The sequence below is a fragment of the Streptococcus anginosus subsp. whileyi MAS624 genome, from assembly GCF_000478925.1.
Taxonomy (GTDB): Bacteria; Bacillota; Bacilli; order Lactobacillales; family Streptococcaceae; genus Streptococcus; species Streptococcus whileyi.
Map to the genome: position 1 here is coordinate 1,443,206 of NZ_AP013072.1, position 15,294 is coordinate 1,458,499.

Consider the following 15,294-nt stretch of genomic DNA (forward strand, 5'->3'; position numbering starts at 1 on the left):
CTTTTTAATAATAAGGGGTATCTTTTTTTCTGCGTTGGTAAATGACGAGAATGATTCCTGCAACCACTAGAACAGCAGACAACCATTGTGACACACGCAAGCCAGCAAACATGAGACTGTCTGTCCGCATACCTTCAATGACCATGCGCCCCATTCCGTACCAAATCAGATAAAACCCTGTAATTTCACCACGTTTGAGGAAGTTTTTCTTTCTTCTAGCAATCATCACCAGAGCGAACCCTAGCAAATTCCAAACCGACTCATAAAGAAAAGTTGGTTGTCGGTAATGACCATCAATATACATTTGGTTGCGCATAAAACTTGGCAAGTAATCCAAACGTTTAACAATCGCTCCGTAAGCCTCTTGGTTGAAGAAATTGCCCCAGCGTCCAAGACTTTGGGCAATCATTACGCCCGGAACGGCAATATCTAAAAAGTCTAGCGTATTGATAAGCTTTCTCTGTGAGAAAAAATACAAGACAATCGCTCCAGTGATTAAACCGCCATAGATAGCAATTCCTCCGTGCCAAATGGCAAAAATCTCAGCAGGATTTTTAGCATAATAGCCCCAATCAAAAATGACATAATAAATGCGAGCTCCAACGATTGCTAAAGGAAACGCAATGAGGATAAAATCAAGAATGTCATCTGGAATGATTTTCTTTCGCGGCGCTTCACGCATAGCCAGATAAACAGCTAAAACTAAACCTGTTACAATACAAATCGCATACCAGCGAATACTTAGAGGTCCTATTTTAAATGCAATTGGATTAATCATGAGACACCTCATTCTCACTAATGAGATTGGTCAAGCGTTCCTCAAAAGTCTTCGTGGCATCAAAGCCCATTTCTTTTGCACGGTAATTCATCGCTGCTGCTTCAATCACCACCGAAATGTTGCGACCCGTTTTCACAGGAATACGAATCCTTGGAATGGACACACCTGATACTTCAAACTCTTCACCATTATTTCCCAAACGGTCAAATGTTTTATTGACATCATAATTTTCCAGATAAACAGCCAATTGAACCTGTGATGAATCCTTGACAGCGCTAGCTCCATAAAGGCTCATGACATCAATAATCCCAACACCGCGTATTTCAAGTAAATGGCGCAAAATTTCCGCTGGCTCGCCCCAGAGGGTCATTTCATCTTTTGCGTAGATATCTACGCGGTCATCCGCAACTAAACGATGTCCCCGTTTCACCAGTTCTAAACCAGTTTCGCTTTTTCCGATTCCACTATCTCCTTGAATCAAGACACCCATTCCGTAAATATCCATTAGAACGCCATGAATACTGGTTCGCTCAGCCAAACGTGAATCTAGATAGCTAGAAATTTCACCGGATAAACGACTCGTCGGTGTGTGACTGCTGAGAACAACAATTTCATTTTCCTTTGCAGCCTTTAACATCTCATCGGGAATTTTCAAATCACGCGCAACAATCACAACTGTATCTTGTTCAAACATTTTCCGTAAAACCTGATAGCGGTTATGTGCCGTCATCTTCATCAAGTAAGACCATTCTTTCATGCCCATTAGCTGGATACGCTCTGGTGTGTAATAGTCAAAATAACCTGTCATTTCAAGTCCTGGACGGGAAATATCAGAGGTCGTAATTTCTCTTTCCAACATTTTCTCGTCGCCATAAACCACATTTAACCTGACTTTTTTTAATAGATCTTTGATCTTTACAGTCATATTCTTCCCCTTTGATAGTTTCTTTTTCTATTATAGCAAATTTTGAGATTAAAGGAGAGTTTCATCCTTGATTTTGCAAAGAAAATGGATGCAACCATATATAATATATAGCATTTACTACTTCTCTGACTGGAGCATTTTTTCTACAATTTGTTTTTGATTTTGAAATAAAGGATAACGATTCATAAAATAACGGAGTTCACTAGGTTTCAGCCAGATGTGGCTATCCGTTTCACCTTCTTGATATTTCACGTCTTTCTCTGTGACGATTGCCTCATAAAAATCAAAATGGCAGTGATCTTTAGGTGAAGTCGTCTGCTCAATCAGTTGTATTTTTCTAGGAATCAGCCCAGTTTCTTCCTGCAATTCACGATAGGCTGCGGTCATGCTATCTTCACCAGCCAACACACTCCCTCCTGCACCAAACTCATAATAATTAGGATGAATTTCTTTTTTTGGACTGCGGTGCATCAGGAGAAATTCTCCATCTATATGGCGAACGAAGACATTGACACAAAGGTGATACTGCCCTTCTGCAATTGGTTGACCTCTCTTTAGAAAATCTCCTTGTCGTTCTCTTTGCTCATTATAAGCATCCCAATATTCCATTTCTCCTCCTCCCAAAATAAAGGAGTCCATTGTCCGAACTCCTTTCTAGCATATATAACCAAACGCTTGCTCCAACACACTCACCAAAACCAGCCGTCATCTTCTTTGATTGCTTCTGCTTCTTTGCGCTTACGAGGTCCTGTTCCATACATTTCTTCTTCTACGTCTTCCTTGTAAGGCATCACAGATGATAAAATGATGTAGATGATAATCCCTAAGCCCAAATTAGAAATGGTAAATAAAACGAATAAAAAGCGAACAAGCCCTACATCTAAACCAAATTTGTCCGACAAACCAGCCAAGACTCCTGATACAGCGCTATTTCGGCGTAATTTATAAAATTTTGTTTTCATAATCATTTAGCCTCTTTCATTGATACTAAATCTAGTGTAGCACATTTCAGTCATCATGCCATCCGTCCCTAGGCGGATTTCTGATTGTTTCGCGAAAATAGTCATTAAGACTGCAACTGTCTGATAAAAATGAGTTTCCCTTGACAACGTCCGCAGCAATACCGCTCAGTATTGATTCGTCTTTTTCTATGATATTGTGCACGACAATGCAAGCATTGATAAACAAGCGTTTTTGAAGTTGATTGGCTTGATAAAGTAGGGGCATAGCGCAAACCGTCCACTGCTTTCAATAATTGTTTAAAATCTCGATCCTTATGCCGATAGCCCTTCTTTTCAAAGTAAAGATGATAGTGACACAACTCATGCCGCACAATTTTTCGGAAGGTTTCTAAACCAAACTGTTCATAGATTCTAGGATTAAAATCAAGATGACCATCCTTTGGAAAAAAGCGTCCACCTGTTGAGCGAAGACGCTTATTCCAAGAAGCCATATGTCGAAATTCTTTGTCAAAATCTTCCAAAGAGACTTGTCTAACATAGTTAGTTAGATTCACGCGGTGCCACCAAGGAAAGATTGACCTTTTCTCTTTCTATATCCAGCTTATCCACCCACACGGTTACCAAATCACCAACAGAAACTACTTGGCTTGGATGTTTGACATAGCTGTTACTGAGCTTCGAAATGTGAATCAAGCCGTCTTCGTGAATGCCAATATCGACAAAAGCACCAAAATCAACAACATTGCGGACAACGCCTTCTAACTTTTGCCCAATTTGTAAGTCCTTCATATCAAGGACATCTTGACGCAGAACTGGTGCATCAAATGAATCACGCATATCACGTCCTGGCTTGAGCAAGTCTGCAATGATATCCTTGAGGGTAACTTCTCCCAAGTTCAAATCTGCAGCAACTTTTTTGACATCTAAAGACTGCAATTTTTCTTGAGCGGCTTGATCTAAGTCCGTAATTGCAAGCGTTTGGAACAATTTCTCAACAGCTGGATAACTCTCTGGGTGAACACCTGTATTATCCAAAACATTGTCACTTTCGGGAATTCGTAAGAACCCTGCCGCCTGTTCAAATGCTTTAGCACCTAGACGAGGAACTTTTTTAATCTCCTCACGCGAGCGAATCACGCCTTCTTCTTCACGATATTTGACAATATTTTCAGAAATCGTTTTGTTTAACCCTGCCACATGCGATAGAAGAGATGGGCTTGCGGTATTGATATTAACGCCGACTTGGTTAACAACGGTATCTACGACAAAATCCAAGCTTTCAGATAATTTCTTCTGGCTCACATCATGTTGGTATTGACCGACACCGATTGATTTTGGGTCAATTTTAACTAGCTCTGCAAGAGGGTCTTGCAGTCGACGTGCGATAGAGATAGCCGAACGTTTCTCAACGGTCAAATCAGGGAACTCATGCCGCGCCAATTCGCTAGCAGAATAAACAGACGCACCGCTTTCATTGACAATAACATAGCTGACGTTTGGATGAGTTTTCAATACTTCAGCGACAAATGCTTCACTTTCACGACTAGCTGTTCCATTCCCAATAGCAATGATTTCAACACCAAATTGGTCAATCAAGTCTGACAAATCTTGCTTAGAAGCTTCAATTTGCGCTGCTTTTGCCGGTGGAACAGGATAGATAACCTGAGTTGTCAGCATTTTCCCGGTGGCATCTACGACCGCTAATTTTGCTCCTGTCCGAAAAGCTGGGTCAAATCCTAGTACCACGCGTCCTTTGAGTGGTGCAATCAAGAGCAGATTTCGCAGATTATCTGAAAAGAGCTGAATGGCTCCGTCTTCTGCAGTCTCGGTCAATTCTGCCCTAATCCGACGTTCCATAGCTGGAATGATTTTCTTTTTCACAGCTTGCTGGATTGCTTCATGAATGTAGTCATTTTTGACCTTAAAGCGCACTTCAAAGAAGCGGATAATCTTATCTACATTGTTCTCAAAACTAACTTTGAGAACACCTAGCTTTTCACCACGATTCAGTGCCAAGGTGCGATACCCCTGCATATCTGCGATTTTTTCGGAAAAGTCATAATAAATTTGAAACACTTGCTTTTCGTCCAAATCTTGATCTTTTAAAGTTGAAACAATGCTTGAATTTGTCAGCATTTCATGATAAGTCCAAGCACGCAGTTGTACATCTTCTGAAATGGCTTCCACTAAAATATCTACAGCTCCAGCTAGAGCTGCTTCTGCCGTCGGAAATATTTCGTTAGTTAAGGCAGTTGCTTCCTCTTGAAGAGTGGCAGCATTTTGTAATATGAGTCGTGCCAAAGGAAAAAGTCCTGCTTCACGTGCAATCGTAGCTTTTGTCCGACGCTTTTCTTTGTAAGGAAGATAGAGTTCCTCCACATCAGCCAACTTTTCAGCTGCTTCAATGGCCGCACGCAATTTGTCCGTCAGCTTTCCTTGTTCCTCAATCTTTGCCAGCACCGTTGCCTTACGCTCTCTGAGGTTCGTCAGACTTTTATCCAAATCAAGAATAGCCTTAATCTCTACCTCATCCAAATTACCTGTCATTTCTTTCCGATAACGAGCGATAAACGGAATCGTGTTGCCCTCTGCTGTCAGTTCCAATACTTTTTCAATTTGCTTCTGACTAATCTTTAAACTTTGCGATAGTTCGATAATATTTGTTTCCATAAAGAACATTATACCATACCTTATCCAGCAGTCCAAATGCAATTGTCTCTCTGGCTACTTTCTTCTTTCGCCATTATTTATTCATTTGATAAATTACAAGAATAAGTGCAATTTATCATTCTAAAAACACTGATAAAGATGAATTATTCTTCAGATTATGTACTTAATCATTGTAACAACTCAGTTAAATACCCTCGCTTAATCATCTCCAGATTAAATACATTTGGAATATGAGCAAAAGCTTCCGCAAGAGGTAAGTGTGCCGTTTTCCAGCCCTGTCCATCTGTTACCCAGACAAAGTTCACATCATCTGTTGAACTCTCGACAAATTGGCTTAGTTCTGTGAGACTCCATCTAATTTGTACGATTACTCAATAATTCTTGTATAAGTAATAAACGGTGTTCAATAGAGTCCAACCATTCTGGATGATAATCATATTCAAATAAATCTTGATCAAAAAATTCTAGGTTTTCACTCATCCATCGAATACAGTCGGGATCTGACAAAGTATAAATCATAACGGAGAGAGATTCGGCGTCTTCTTCATTGTCCCAATTAGGCCAAAATAATTTTACAAATTCATATACTTCGGATGGCGCTACTTTGTCCTTTGAACTATTTACGTTTACCATATCTAAAGTTACATACTCTGTTGATAGATAATCATTGGTATCTAGGATAATTTCTTCATTTCGATACAATTGATCAACTTGATTTATCCCCTCTTCAACGGTTGAAGCGTCAATTGTTACAATTTTTGACAAAGTTTCTATTATCTCAATATTCATCCTTACCTATCCAACTTTCTATACTGACCTCGTCCAATAAATTCAATGATATTTTTATCTCTCAGCACTTGTAACTGCTGCCTAATTTTGTCTTTAACAAAGTGATTATTTGGATATTGTTCCTGCAACTCTTTTTCAAATGCATATACATCACTCAAAGTAAAGTTTTTCTTCGGGATTCTATCAATACAATTCAGAATATCTAATGTCCACCCTCGTGCATCTTTCGTCTTATTTCGTAAAAAAAGTGTTTTTTGAAAATTTTCTTGTACTTGTCTCTGTTTTGCAATCTGTCCATCTCTTACTAAAAATATTTTTCCAATCTCTGGAACGTGCGAAATATCAATATTGCAGCCTATCCAACCTGCTCTTTGAGCACTGGATGACAAGGGTTTTCTTTTAATAATAATTTTAGGTGTAAAAAAATGTTTCGGAATTAAAATAAAATTTATTACCGTCATTTCTTTAGAATAGTTCAAAAAGAAAAAGTTAGGGTTATTCTCACTTTCCAGACGACGAATCATCGTATCATAAGCACCGTCGTTAATAATTGTGGAAAAATTAGTTTGCTTACTTTTCAGCTCAAATTCTTCTCTACAATTAGCACAAAAGAAATCTGCAACAGGACGATTATTTTCAAAATGTGATAAGTAAATCTGCCCACAATTGGGACAATAAGCATTTTCCGCAACCCATGATTCTGTTATCACCCTTGCAATTTGAGATTTACTCTTATAACTCTTTGCAAGATGAGTGGGTAACTCTAGTTTCATATATAGTTCCTCTGTATTTTCATTTATGCATCAGATCTTCGTAATTCGCTAAAATTCTTTTTGACGAAGGAGTTACAAAAGGCTCAAAATAACGATTATATTTTTCAGGCATATAGCTCCTCAATACACTTAAAAGTTGTCGCTTTCCGCCTGTCCATTTGGTAAATGGTTGAAGATTATAGTATTTTAATTTTATGTTGTCTGAAGACATGATTGTTCCTTTGCACATATAGTCTATTTATTATACCACATTCATCTCCTTCTTTCACAAGCTAATCTTTATTCTGCTGACTTTATTTCACCATAATTTTCAAAATGATAGTATAATAGTTAAAAAAGAAAAGGAGGCTGTTATGGCTATTAAATTTACACGTTCAGATGATTTGGACAAAATGTTTGAAGAATTTGCAACATTACCTAAAATTGAAAAAGTAGAATTTCCTGATGAAAAAGAAAAAAAGACCCCAAAAGAGCAAAAGGCTAAAAAGTCATGAGCTTTTTTAATCAACTGCCACCTAGCGTTTTGCAAGCTGGTGCGATTTTCCTCTCCATTATTATTGAAGCACTACCTTTTGTGCTGATTGGGAGCATTATTTCAGGTTTTATAGAGGTTTATATCACACCAGACAAAGTTTATCGCTATCTGCCTAAAAATAAATGGGGTAGGATTTTCTTTGGTACGTTTATTGGCTTTATTTTCCCTTCCTGTGAATGTGGGATTGTACCCATTATCAATCGTTTTTTGGAAAAGAAAGTACCGAGTTACACAGCTGTTCCTTTTATGGTGACAGCACCTGTTATCAATCCTATCGTTCTTTTTGCGACCTATTCTGCCTTTGGGAATTCCTTTAAAATGGCTTTGCTCAGAGCTCTTGGCTCTATTGTTGTAGCAATTGTTCTAGGAATTTTCTTTGGCTTTCTCAACACAGCAACTATTCAAAAAGAGAATCGAATTATTCAGCATGAACACGACTTCTCCCATTTAAGTCAGCCAAAGAAAGTATTTCAAGTGTTTGTGCAGTCTATTGACGAATTTTTTGATACAGGTCGTTACTTAGTCTTTGGTTGTCTCTTTGCCAGTATTGTCCAAGTCTATGTGCCTACACGCATCCTGACTTCCATTAGTGCAACACCGCTTATGGCTATCTTACTATTGATGCTGCTTGCATTTCTTCTCTCACTTTGCAGTGAAGCAGATGCCTTTATTGGTAGTTCGCTCATTTCTAGTTTTGGCTTAGCGCCAGTCCTGGCTTTTCTCGTCATTGGACCAATGCTAGATGTGAAAAATATCCTCATGATGAAAAATTACCTCAAAGGACGATTCATCTGGCAATTTATTGGAATTGTTAGTTTAGTTGTCGTTATTTATTCTTGGCTTGTGGGGGTAGTGCTATGATTCGTTTTCTAATTTTAACTGGTTATTTTGAAATTACCATGTATTTGCAACTTTCTGGCAAGCTCAATCAATACATCAATATGCATTTTTCTTATTTGGCATATATTTCAATGGTTCTTTCTTTCGTGCTAGCCATTGTCCAGCTCATTGTCTGGATGAAAAAAATGAAAGTACACAGCCATTTGACGAGCCGCTCAGCAAAATTTGCTAGCATTGCTTTTCTTGTTGTACCACTTATCGTTGCTCTCTTCTTTCCAACGGTCAATTTGGACTCTACAACCGTTTCTGCTAAGGGCTACCATTTTCCTCTAGCTGATGGTAGTTCAAAGAGCATTCAAGCTGATGAAGGCACTACCAATCAGTATCTAAAACCTGATACCAGCACTTATTTCACTAAAAGTGCTTATGAGAAAGAAATGCGAGCAGCCGCCAAAAAATATCTGAAAAAAGATACCATCTCTGTTACGAATGAAAATTATATGGAGGTCATGGAAGTTCTTTATGATTATCCAGATGAATTTGCTGGAAAACGACTAGAATTTACCGGTTTCGTCTATAATGATCCAAGCGATGCTAAAAGTCAATTTTTGTTCCGCTTTGGCATTATTCATTGTATCGCCGATTCGGGGGTTTATGGACTTCTGACAACTGGAAATACTGAGCATTTCGAAAATAACACCTGGATAAGAGCGAGTGGGAAAATTACGATTCGCTACCACAAACAGCTAGGCCAAAGTTTACCAATGCTTGAAGTAGATAGTTTCAAGAAAGTTGAAAAACCTAGCAATCCTTATGTCTATCGTGTCTTTTAACCCACATTGAATAAACAAAAGAAGACCTGAGAACTATTTCTCTAGGTCTCCTATTATGCTCTTTTGTGAGCAATTATGATAAAATAAGAGAGATTTATAATTTTAGGAGATACTATGTCAGAACACAACCAACCTGTTTCAAGAAAAACCTTGCTATCCATTTTTGCCACAGCACTCATTGCTTTTGCTGGAATTCTGTCTGAAACCAGTATGAATGTCACCTTTCCGCACCTTATGAAAGTTTTTCATACAGACCTTGGCACATTGCAATGGATTACAACAGGTTACCTGCTCGCTGTCTCCATTACAATTACACTAGGAGCCACACTAGCGCACAACTGGTCTGAACGTAGAATTCTCTTTACCAGCCTAGCTATTTTTACAGTAGGAAACGGTGTAGCGATGCTTGCGCCAAATTTCGCCCTACTCATGCTAGGCCGCATTTTGCAAGGTTCTGCAACTGGAATTGCCACGCCACTTATGTTTAATCTTATCGTAGAACGTATTCCGCGCAATCAAATCGGGTTTTACATGGGACTGTCTGGACTCGTTATAAGCCTAGCTCCTGCGATTGGTCCCACTTATGGCGGCTTTATGATTAGTTTGTTTGATTGGCATATGATTTACACATTCATCATGCCGATTCCGATCATCTCTTTCATTTTAGGATTTTTCTTTTTAGAAAATACTCCCAATAGAAAGAAACGCCCTTTTGAATGGATTTCTTTCTTACTCCTTGCCCTCTCGCTTACTTTTTCTATTATGACCATTTCTAGCTTAGAAGAAGGTAGCTTTAATTGGACTTTTGTCATCATCTTTTTATTATCACTTCTACTTTTCATTTGGAGAAGTTTAACAGTGGAACGTCCTTTTTTAGATATTCGTATTTTGAAAAATCCAGCTATTTTACTTGGAATCATTCCGTTCTTCCTTTACCAATTTTCAAATTTATCAGCCAATTTTCTGATTCCTAATTTCTTAGTTTTAGTAAAACACGAAGCTACCTCTGCTGCTGGTTTTGCACTGCTGCCCGGAACAATGTTAGGAGCTTTCTCGGCACCTTTTTTAGGGAAATTGTATGATAACAAAGGACCAAAACTTTCCCTATATGGTGGGAATCTCCTCTTTTTCTTAGCTGTTTCCGTTTTTGCATTCTTTACGAAGTCCCTAACATTACCACTGATTATTCTCTTTTATATTTTCTTTACAATTGGGCGCAATATGGCGTTCAATAATACGATGGCTTTGTCTGTTTCACAAATTGGTCGTGAGAAGTCGCCAGATGCCACTGCTCTCTTTCAAATGGCTCAAACATTTGCTGGAGCTTTAGGAACGGCGATTGCTGCTATCATAGTCAATCAAGCTCCTAATACTACAACAGGTGTGCATCTTGTCTTTCTACTTCTTTTCTTCCTTGTTATCCTTATTTTTTATCTCTTTTACTCTTTATTTCGAGTTATCAAAAATCAGAAATTTTAATCAATTTATGGTAAAATAAATAAAATATTAGAAAATGGGTGTTCAAAATGTCTTCAAAAGTGATTATTACAATTTTTGGTGCCAGTGGAGATTTAGCAAAAAGAAAACTCTATCCTTCTCTTTTTAGATTGTATAAATCTGGCAATCTGTCTAAGCATTTTGCCGTTATCGGTACAGCTCGCAGGCCTTGGAGCAAGGAATATTTTGAATCTGTCGTGGTCGAGTCTATTACAGACCTCGCAGACAGCCCTGAGCAAGCGCAAGACTTTGCTAGCCATTTCTATTACCAAAGTCACGATGTCCAAGATACCGATCATTATATTGAATTAAGAAAACTACAAAATCATCTCAATGAGCACTATCAAGCAGAACACAATAAACTTTTCTTCCTATCTATGGCTCCTCAGTTTTTTGGGACGATTGCCAAACATCTCAAATCCGAGCAAATTGTAGACGGGAAAGGATTTGAACGCTTAATTGTAGAAAAACCTTTCGGCACAGATCTTGCCTCTGCTAGCAAACTAAACGATGATTTGTTAGCAACATTTGACGAAGAGCAGATTTTCCGTATTGACCATTATCTCGGCAAGGAAATGATTCAAAGTATTTTTGCCATTCGCTTTGCTAATCTTCTTTTTGAAAATGTCTGGAATCGTGATTATATTGACAATGTACAGATTACCTTTGCGGAAAAGTTAGGTGTGGAAGAGCGCGGTGGCTATTACGATCATTCAGGTGCCTTGCGTGATATGGTGCAAAATCATACGCTTCAACTCCTATCTTTACTTGCTATGGATAAGCCCAAAGCATTTACTAAAGATGACATTCGGGCTGAAAAAATTAAGGTTTTCAAGCACTTGCACAAATCTACCGATAATGACCTGAAAAAACTTTTCATTCGTGGTCAGTACACTTCTGGAAAAGTGGACGGAAAAAAATATATTTCCTATCGCAGTGAACCAAATGTTGAGCCAGAATCTACCACTGAAACCTTTGTTTCTGGTGCGTTCTTTGTGGACAGCGATCGTTTCCGTGGTGTGCCATTCTTCTTTCGTACTGGAAAACGTCTCACTGCCAAAGGAACCCATGTCAACATTGTTTTCAAACAAATAGAATCTATTTTCGGCTCCTCGCTTCAACCAAATGTACTGACGATTTACATTCAGCCGACTGAAGGATTTTCACTTAGCATGAATGGCAAAGAAGTAGGCGAGCAATTTAACTTAGCTCCGCTGACACTTGATTATCGTACAGATGCAACCGCTTCTGGCGCATCACCAGAACCTTATGAGAAGCTCATCTACGATGTGCTAAACAATGACTCAACCAATTTCAGCCATTGGGACGAAGTACGTTCTAGCTGGGAATTGATTGATCGCATTGAATCCCTGTGGGCAAACAACGAAGTCCCTCTTCATCAGTACAAATCAGGTACTATGGGACCCAAAGCTAGCTTTGATCTCCTTAACCAATTTGAAGCTCATTGGAATTGGCAACCAGACGAAACCTATCGCAAAGAAGGACGATTGGGTTAAAGTAAATATATGCAAAAGACTTGCAAAATGAATGAATTGCAAGTCTTTTTTCTTATACCAATCCTTCCAAGAGCCCTTTCATAAAGTTTTCAGAGTTAAATACTCCAATATCGTCAATTTTTTCTCCGAATCCAATCAGTTTAACTGGAATATCGAGTTCTTGGCGGATTGCAAGAACGACACCACCACGCGCAGTTCCATCAATTTTTGTCAAAACAATCCCCGTTACTGGCGTAATCTTTGAAAATTCCTTCGCCTGAACAAGGGCATTTTGTCCCGTCGAAGCGTCCAGAGCTAAGAAAGTTTCATGCGGCGCAACAGGATCTACTCGTTTAATAATTCGTCCAATTTTTTCCAACTCTGCCATGAGATTATCTTTGTTTTGCAAACGTCCAGCTGTATCAATCATGAGAATATCTACATTTTCATCCTTTGCGCGCTCCATGCCATCATAAACAACACTAGCTGGATCACTCTTTTCTGGACCTGTCACAACAGGAACATCTACTCGACGTCCCCATTCCACCAGTTGAGCAACAGCTCCTGCACGGAAAGTGTCTGCTGCAACTAACATAACTTTTTTGCCAGCTTGTTTATATTTATAAGCCAATTTCCCGATGGAAGTGGTCTTTCCAACTCCATTCACACCTACAAAAAGCATAACTGTCAGACCGTCTTGTAAATTAATTTTTTCGTTAAATTGACCGTCTTTTTCATAGATGTCTACTAACTTTTCGATGATGACCCGACGAAGGGCATCTGGTTTTTTAGCATTTTCAAGGCGAGCTTCTTGGCGTAATTCCTCAGTCAGATTGGAGGCAACTTGCACCCCAACATCACTCGTAATCAAGAGTTCTTCTAACTCTTCAAAAAATTCCTCATCTACAGAACGGAAAGCTGCAAAAAAAGCATTAAGGCGGGCTCCAAATCCTGTCCGCGTCTTTTTGAGACTGCGGTCATACTTTTCCTGAACCGTTTCTTCCTGAATAGATGAATTTGCATCAACTGCTTCATTAGTTGATGTTAGGCTAGAAAAGTTTTCCGAGATTGTTTCTGCACTTGCTGCATTCGCTTCGTCCAGTTGCCTCATTTTTTCTTGTTCTGCTTGTAGTCGTCTAGCTTCCACTAAACGAGCCTGTAAATCTGCAGCAGCACCTGCTTGTTGGGTCGGAGTCTGAGAAAAAGATTTTTCTTTGTTTACGGGTTGTGAATCTGCCATTTCACTTTGCAAGGCATGACTTTCTGGAACTTGTGAATCTCTTTCATCTGACTCTATCCTTGCTTCTGTCTCGGCCATATCCGAGTCTATTTCTTCTACTTTTTCTTGAATGGTTTCAAGACGCGTTTTATCCTCAGCAAGCCGTTCTTTTAGTTCTGTCTGGAGCTTTTGTTCATCTAGATTCTCAGATTGCGCATTCTCTACAGAATCCTTTTCTGCTATTTCTAGATTCTTTCCTTGATTATCCTCTGGTACTATTTCTACAGCTTCTTCAAGAATATTTTCAACTGGTTTTTCTTCTTTTTGGCGACCAAAAAGGCGATTAAATAACCCCATCAGATTCCTCCTTTATTTCAGTACATGTTTTTCTATAGCCCAAGCAACAGCATCTTCATCATTCGTCATCGGCGTCACCACATTGGCAACTTCTTTGACTGCTGCTACTGCATTTTGCATAGCTACACCAAGCCCTGCCCATTTTATCATAGATAGGTCGTTTGCTTCATCTCCGCAAGTCATGACTTCACTTTGTTCAATTCCTAAATGACTAATCAATTTTTCTAAGCCATTTGCCTTATGAACATTCTTTGGAGACCATTCTAACAGCATATCGCGTGACTTAAAAATTTCATATTTGTCAAATAAGTCAGACGAAAATTGAGCAATACCACGATCAAGTAGATCTGGTGCATAAGCTGTCACACATTTATTATAAGTTTGTTGGCTAGATAAATCTGCAAATGAAACAGACTCAAATGTTAAAGCAGGGTTACAAGTTTGATAAAGCGACTCATGATCTGACTGGATTTGGTAAACAGTCCCTTCACAAATCGCATCTAACGGCAAGCCCAACTTTTCTGTTTCCTCAAAAATACGGGTCACATCATCATAAGCAAAAACTGTTTTATCAAGAATTTCACCTGTGTTGCGTTGCACCAAACCACCATTAAAAGTAATGGTGTATTCATCCTCTTGATTAGCAACACCCAATTCGTTTAAGAAAAGTTCCATTGCTTTAAGAGGTCGACCAGTCGTTAAAACAACCTTGATTCCTTGTTCTTGAGCCAGCTTAAGAGTTGCTAAATTTCGAGCAGAAATTTTTTTCTCAGAAGTTAGTAAAGTCCCATCTAAATCTAGGGCAATCAATTTTATATCTGCCATTATAAGCCCTCCATATACGTCATAACTGAATGCGCCGCATGATGCCCAATGACCTCTTTGGCTACTTCCAAAATCTCTGGACGAGCATTTTCAGGGGCAATGGGATAACCTGCTACTTGCATCATGTGTAGATCATTCAAATTGTCACCAAATGTCATGACCTGATCCATCTCAAGATTTAATTTTTTTGCCAATTCGACAATGGCAACGCCCTTGTCCACATAGTCTAGGACAATATCAATTGACTTATAACCTGTCGTCATGGCTTTGACACCAGGAACGTGTTCATTGACCCAGGCCTCACCAGCAGCTACTGTTTCTTCAGAAAAATTGGTTGTAAATTTGAAAATTTCATCTGTAATATCCTCCAAGCGAGCTACTTTTTGGATGTTTTCATTATAGTGCGCACTAAAAGCTAAATAAGCTGGATCAACCGTTTCCAAGACATAACAGCCTTTTTTACCTGTTAGAAGCAATTCACTGGTATTGATGAAAGGAGATGTCTTCAATTTCTCAAAAGCTGACAGATAAAAATCTTTGGACATAGTTGCTTCATAGAGATCTTCTCCGTGAAATTCTACCAGACTGCCATTTTCAGCAATAAAAATTATCTCATCTCGCACATCCTCAAATAGCTTTTCTAATGACAGCAAACCGCGTCCACTGGCGACTGCAAAATAGATGCCCTTTTCTTTAAAACGGAGCAACAACTGCTTCAGTCGAACCATATCAAACTGCCCTTTGTCATCTAAAAAGGTGCCGTCCATATCTGTCGCAACTAATTTTATATTCATT

At 38.9% G+C, this 15,294-nt stretch carries 16 protein-coding genes and 2 pseudogenes; 5 read left to right on the top strand and 13 right to left on the bottom strand.

Translation table 11 applies throughout. The features are described 5' to 3' along the window. Window positions 1–4 precede the first annotated feature (4 nt). The 10 genes and pseudogenes from lgt to ANG_RS07395 form a co-directional block, all read right to left on the bottom strand. Complete coding sequence (gene lgt / locus ANG_RS07355) at window positions 5–778, bottom strand: prolipoprotein diacylglyceryl transferase (protein ID WP_003035056.1); 774 nt, start codon at window positions 776–778, stop codon at window positions 5–7. Continuing rightward, window positions 771–1,703 carry an HPr(Ser) kinase/phosphatase gene (gene hprK, locus ANG_RS07360; protein WP_003035022.1) on the bottom strand — a complete coding sequence of 311 codons (933 nt, stop codon included), beginning with the start codon at window positions 1,701–1,703 and terminating at the stop codon, window positions 771–773. Before hprK ends, lgt begins: the two co-directional genes overlap by 8 nt. A gap of 117 nt (window positions 1,704–1,820) precedes the next feature. Further along, on the bottom strand, window positions 1,821–2,342 hold the full coding sequence (locus ANG_RS07365; protein WP_003034911.1) for an NUDIX hydrolase: 522 nt from the start codon (window positions 2,340–2,342) through the stop codon (window positions 1,821–1,823). 50 nt (window positions 2,343–2,392) lie between these two features. Next, entirely contained in the window at window positions 2,393–2,665 is a 273-nt protein-coding gene (locus ANG_RS07370) for a PspC domain-containing protein (RefSeq protein WP_025271868.1), read from the bottom strand. Window positions 2,666–2,769: 104 nt separating this feature from the next. Beyond that, window positions 2,770–3,219, bottom strand: coding sequence for a SprT family protein (locus tag ANG_RS07375; RefSeq protein ID WP_020999542.1), 450 nt, complete (start codon window positions 3,217–3,219; stop codon window positions 2,770–2,772). Then, window positions 3,206–5,335, bottom strand: coding sequence for a Tex family protein (locus ANG_RS07380; RefSeq protein ID WP_025271869.1), 2,130 nt, complete (start codon window positions 5,333–5,335; stop codon window positions 3,206–3,208). Before ANG_RS07380 ends, ANG_RS07375 begins: the two co-directional genes overlap by 14 nt. A gap of 167 nt (window positions 5,336–5,502) precedes the next feature. After that, a pseudogene (locus ANG_RS10995) lies at window positions 5,503–5,679 on the bottom strand (DpnII family type II restriction endonuclease); the annotation flags it as partial. 10 nt (window positions 5,680–5,689) lie between these two features. Then, window positions 5,690–6,124: a DpnD/PcfM family protein gene (locus tag ANG_RS07385; RefSeq protein WP_003027635.1), complete on the bottom strand. Its 435-nt coding sequence runs from the start codon at window positions 6,122–6,124 to the stop codon at window positions 5,690–5,692. A 2-nt stretch (window positions 6,125–6,126) separates the two neighbouring features. Beyond that, entirely contained in the window at window positions 6,127–6,897 is a 771-nt protein-coding gene (locus ANG_RS07390) for a DpnI domain-containing protein (RefSeq protein ID WP_003034993.1), read from the bottom strand. Between the two features lie 73 nt (window positions 6,898–6,970). Beyond that, window positions 6,971–7,108 (bottom strand): annotated as a pseudogene (locus ANG_RS07395) (DNA adenine methylase); the annotation flags it as partial. A 142-nt stretch (window positions 7,109–7,250) separates the two neighbouring features. Here ANG_RS07395 and ANG_RS11115 point away from each other — a divergent pair. The 5 genes from ANG_RS11115 to zwf all read left to right on the top strand — a co-directional run bounded on the left by ANG_RS11115 (window position 7,251) and on the right by zwf (window position 12,119). Continuing rightward, window positions 7,251–7,391: an SPJ_0845 family protein gene (locus ANG_RS11115; protein ID WP_003035023.1), complete on the top strand. Its 141-nt coding sequence runs from the start codon at window positions 7,251–7,253 to the stop codon at window positions 7,389–7,391. Further along, window positions 7,388–8,293, top strand: a complete 906-nt coding sequence (locus ANG_RS07400; protein WP_003035039.1) for a permease — start codon at window positions 7,388–7,390, stop codon at window positions 8,291–8,293. Before ANG_RS11115 ends, ANG_RS07400 begins: the two co-directional genes overlap by 4 nt. Beyond that, the gene (locus ANG_RS07405; RefSeq protein WP_025271870.1) at window positions 8,290–9,105 is read left to right on the top strand and encodes a TIGR03943 family putative permease subunit; all 816 of its coding nucleotides are present in this window, start codon (window positions 8,290–8,292) and stop codon (window positions 9,103–9,105) included. The genes ANG_RS07400 and ANG_RS07405 overlap by 4 nt, the downstream gene beginning before the upstream one ends. A gap of 114 nt (window positions 9,106–9,219) precedes the next feature. Continuing rightward, a complete protein-coding gene (locus tag ANG_RS07410) occupies window positions 9,220–10,584 on the top strand; it encodes an MFS transporter (RefSeq protein WP_003034989.1) in 1,365 nt (454 codons plus the stop codon). A gap of 47 nt (window positions 10,585–10,631) precedes the next feature. Further along, window positions 10,632–12,119: a glucose-6-phosphate dehydrogenase gene (gene zwf, locus ANG_RS07415; RefSeq protein ID WP_003035033.1), complete on the top strand. Its 1,488-nt coding sequence runs from the start codon at window positions 10,632–10,634 to the stop codon at window positions 12,117–12,119. Window positions 12,120–12,171: 52 nt separating this feature from the next. On the opposite strand, the gene ftsY is transcribed toward zwf, so the two are convergent. Genes ftsY through ANG_RS07430 form a run of 3 tightly spaced genes read right to left on the bottom strand, consistent with a single transcriptional unit; the run spans window position 12,172 to window position 15,293 of the window. Beyond that, entirely contained in the window at window positions 12,172–13,674 is a 1,503-nt protein-coding gene (gene ftsY, locus ANG_RS07420) for a signal recognition particle-docking protein FtsY (RefSeq protein WP_003035042.1), read from the bottom strand. 12 nt (window positions 13,675–13,686) lie between these two features. Further along, window positions 13,687–14,499 carry a Cof-type HAD-IIB family hydrolase gene (locus tag ANG_RS07425; RefSeq protein ID WP_003035079.1) on the bottom strand — a complete coding sequence of 271 codons (813 nt, stop codon included), beginning with the start codon at window positions 14,497–14,499 and terminating at the stop codon, window positions 13,687–13,689. After that, the gene (locus ANG_RS07430; RefSeq protein WP_003035015.1) at window positions 14,499–15,293 is read right to left on the bottom strand and encodes a Cof-type HAD-IIB family hydrolase; all 795 of its coding nucleotides are present in this window, start codon (window positions 15,291–15,293) and stop codon (window positions 14,499–14,501) included. Before ANG_RS07430 ends, ANG_RS07425 begins: the two co-directional genes overlap by 1 nt. Between the last annotated feature and the right edge of the window lies 1 nt (window position 15,294).

What these genes read in the sequence shown, in the direction of transcription:
- zwf (WP_003035033.1), top strand. Translation starts at nt 10,632, where the DNA reads ATGTCTTCAAAAGTGATTATTACAATTTTTGGTGCCAGTGGAGATTTA.
- ANG_RS07380 (WP_025271869.1), bottom strand. Translation starts at nt 5,335, where the DNA reads ATGGAAACAAATATTATCGAACTATCGCAAAGTTTAAAGATTAGTCAG.
- ANG_RS07425 (WP_003035079.1), bottom strand. Translation starts at nt 14,499, where the DNA reads ATGGCAGATATAAAATTGATTGCCCTAGATTTAGATGGGACTTTACTA.
- ANG_RS07365 (WP_003034911.1), bottom strand. Translation starts at nt 2,342, where the DNA reads ATGGACTCCTTTATTTTGGGAGGAGGAGAAATGGAATATTGGGATGCT.
- ANG_RS07410 (WP_003034989.1), top strand. Translation starts at nt 9,220, where the DNA reads ATGTCAGAACACAACCAACCTGTTTCAAGAAAAACCTTGCTATCCATT.
- ANG_RS07430 (WP_003035015.1), bottom strand. Translation starts at nt 15,293, where the DNA reads ATGAATATAAAATTAGTTGCGACAGATATGGACGGCACCTTTTTAGAT.
- ANG_RS07370 (WP_025271868.1), bottom strand. Translation starts at nt 2,665, where the DNA reads ATGAAAACAAAATTTTATAAATTACGCCGAAATAGCGCTGTATCAGGA.
- ftsY (WP_003035042.1), bottom strand. Translation starts at nt 13,674, where the DNA reads ATGGGGTTATTTAATCGCCTTTTTGGTCGCCAAAAAGAAGAAAAACCA.
- hprK (WP_003035022.1), bottom strand. Translation starts at nt 1,703, where the DNA reads ATGACTGTAAAGATCAAAGATCTATTAAAAAAAGTCAGGTTAAATGTG.
- ANG_RS11115 (WP_003035023.1), top strand. Translation starts at nt 7,251, where the DNA reads ATGGCTATTAAATTTACACGTTCAGATGATTTGGACAAAATGTTTGAA.
- ANG_RS07390 (WP_003034993.1), bottom strand. Translation starts at nt 6,897, where the DNA reads ATGAAACTAGAGTTACCCACTCATCTTGCAAAGAGTTATAAGAGTAAA.
- ANG_RS07400 (WP_003035039.1), top strand. Translation starts at nt 7,388, where the DNA reads ATGAGCTTTTTTAATCAACTGCCACCTAGCGTTTTGCAAGCTGGTGCG.
- ANG_RS07385 (WP_003027635.1), bottom strand. Translation starts at nt 6,124, where the DNA reads ATGAATATTGAGATAATAGAAACTTTGTCAAAAATTGTAACAATTGAC.
- lgt (WP_003035056.1), bottom strand. Translation starts at nt 778, where the DNA reads ATGATTAATCCAATTGCATTTAAAATAGGACCTCTAAGTATTCGCTGG.
- ANG_RS07405 (WP_025271870.1), top strand. Translation starts at nt 8,290, where the DNA reads ATGATTCGTTTTCTAATTTTAACTGGTTATTTTGAAATTACCATGTAT.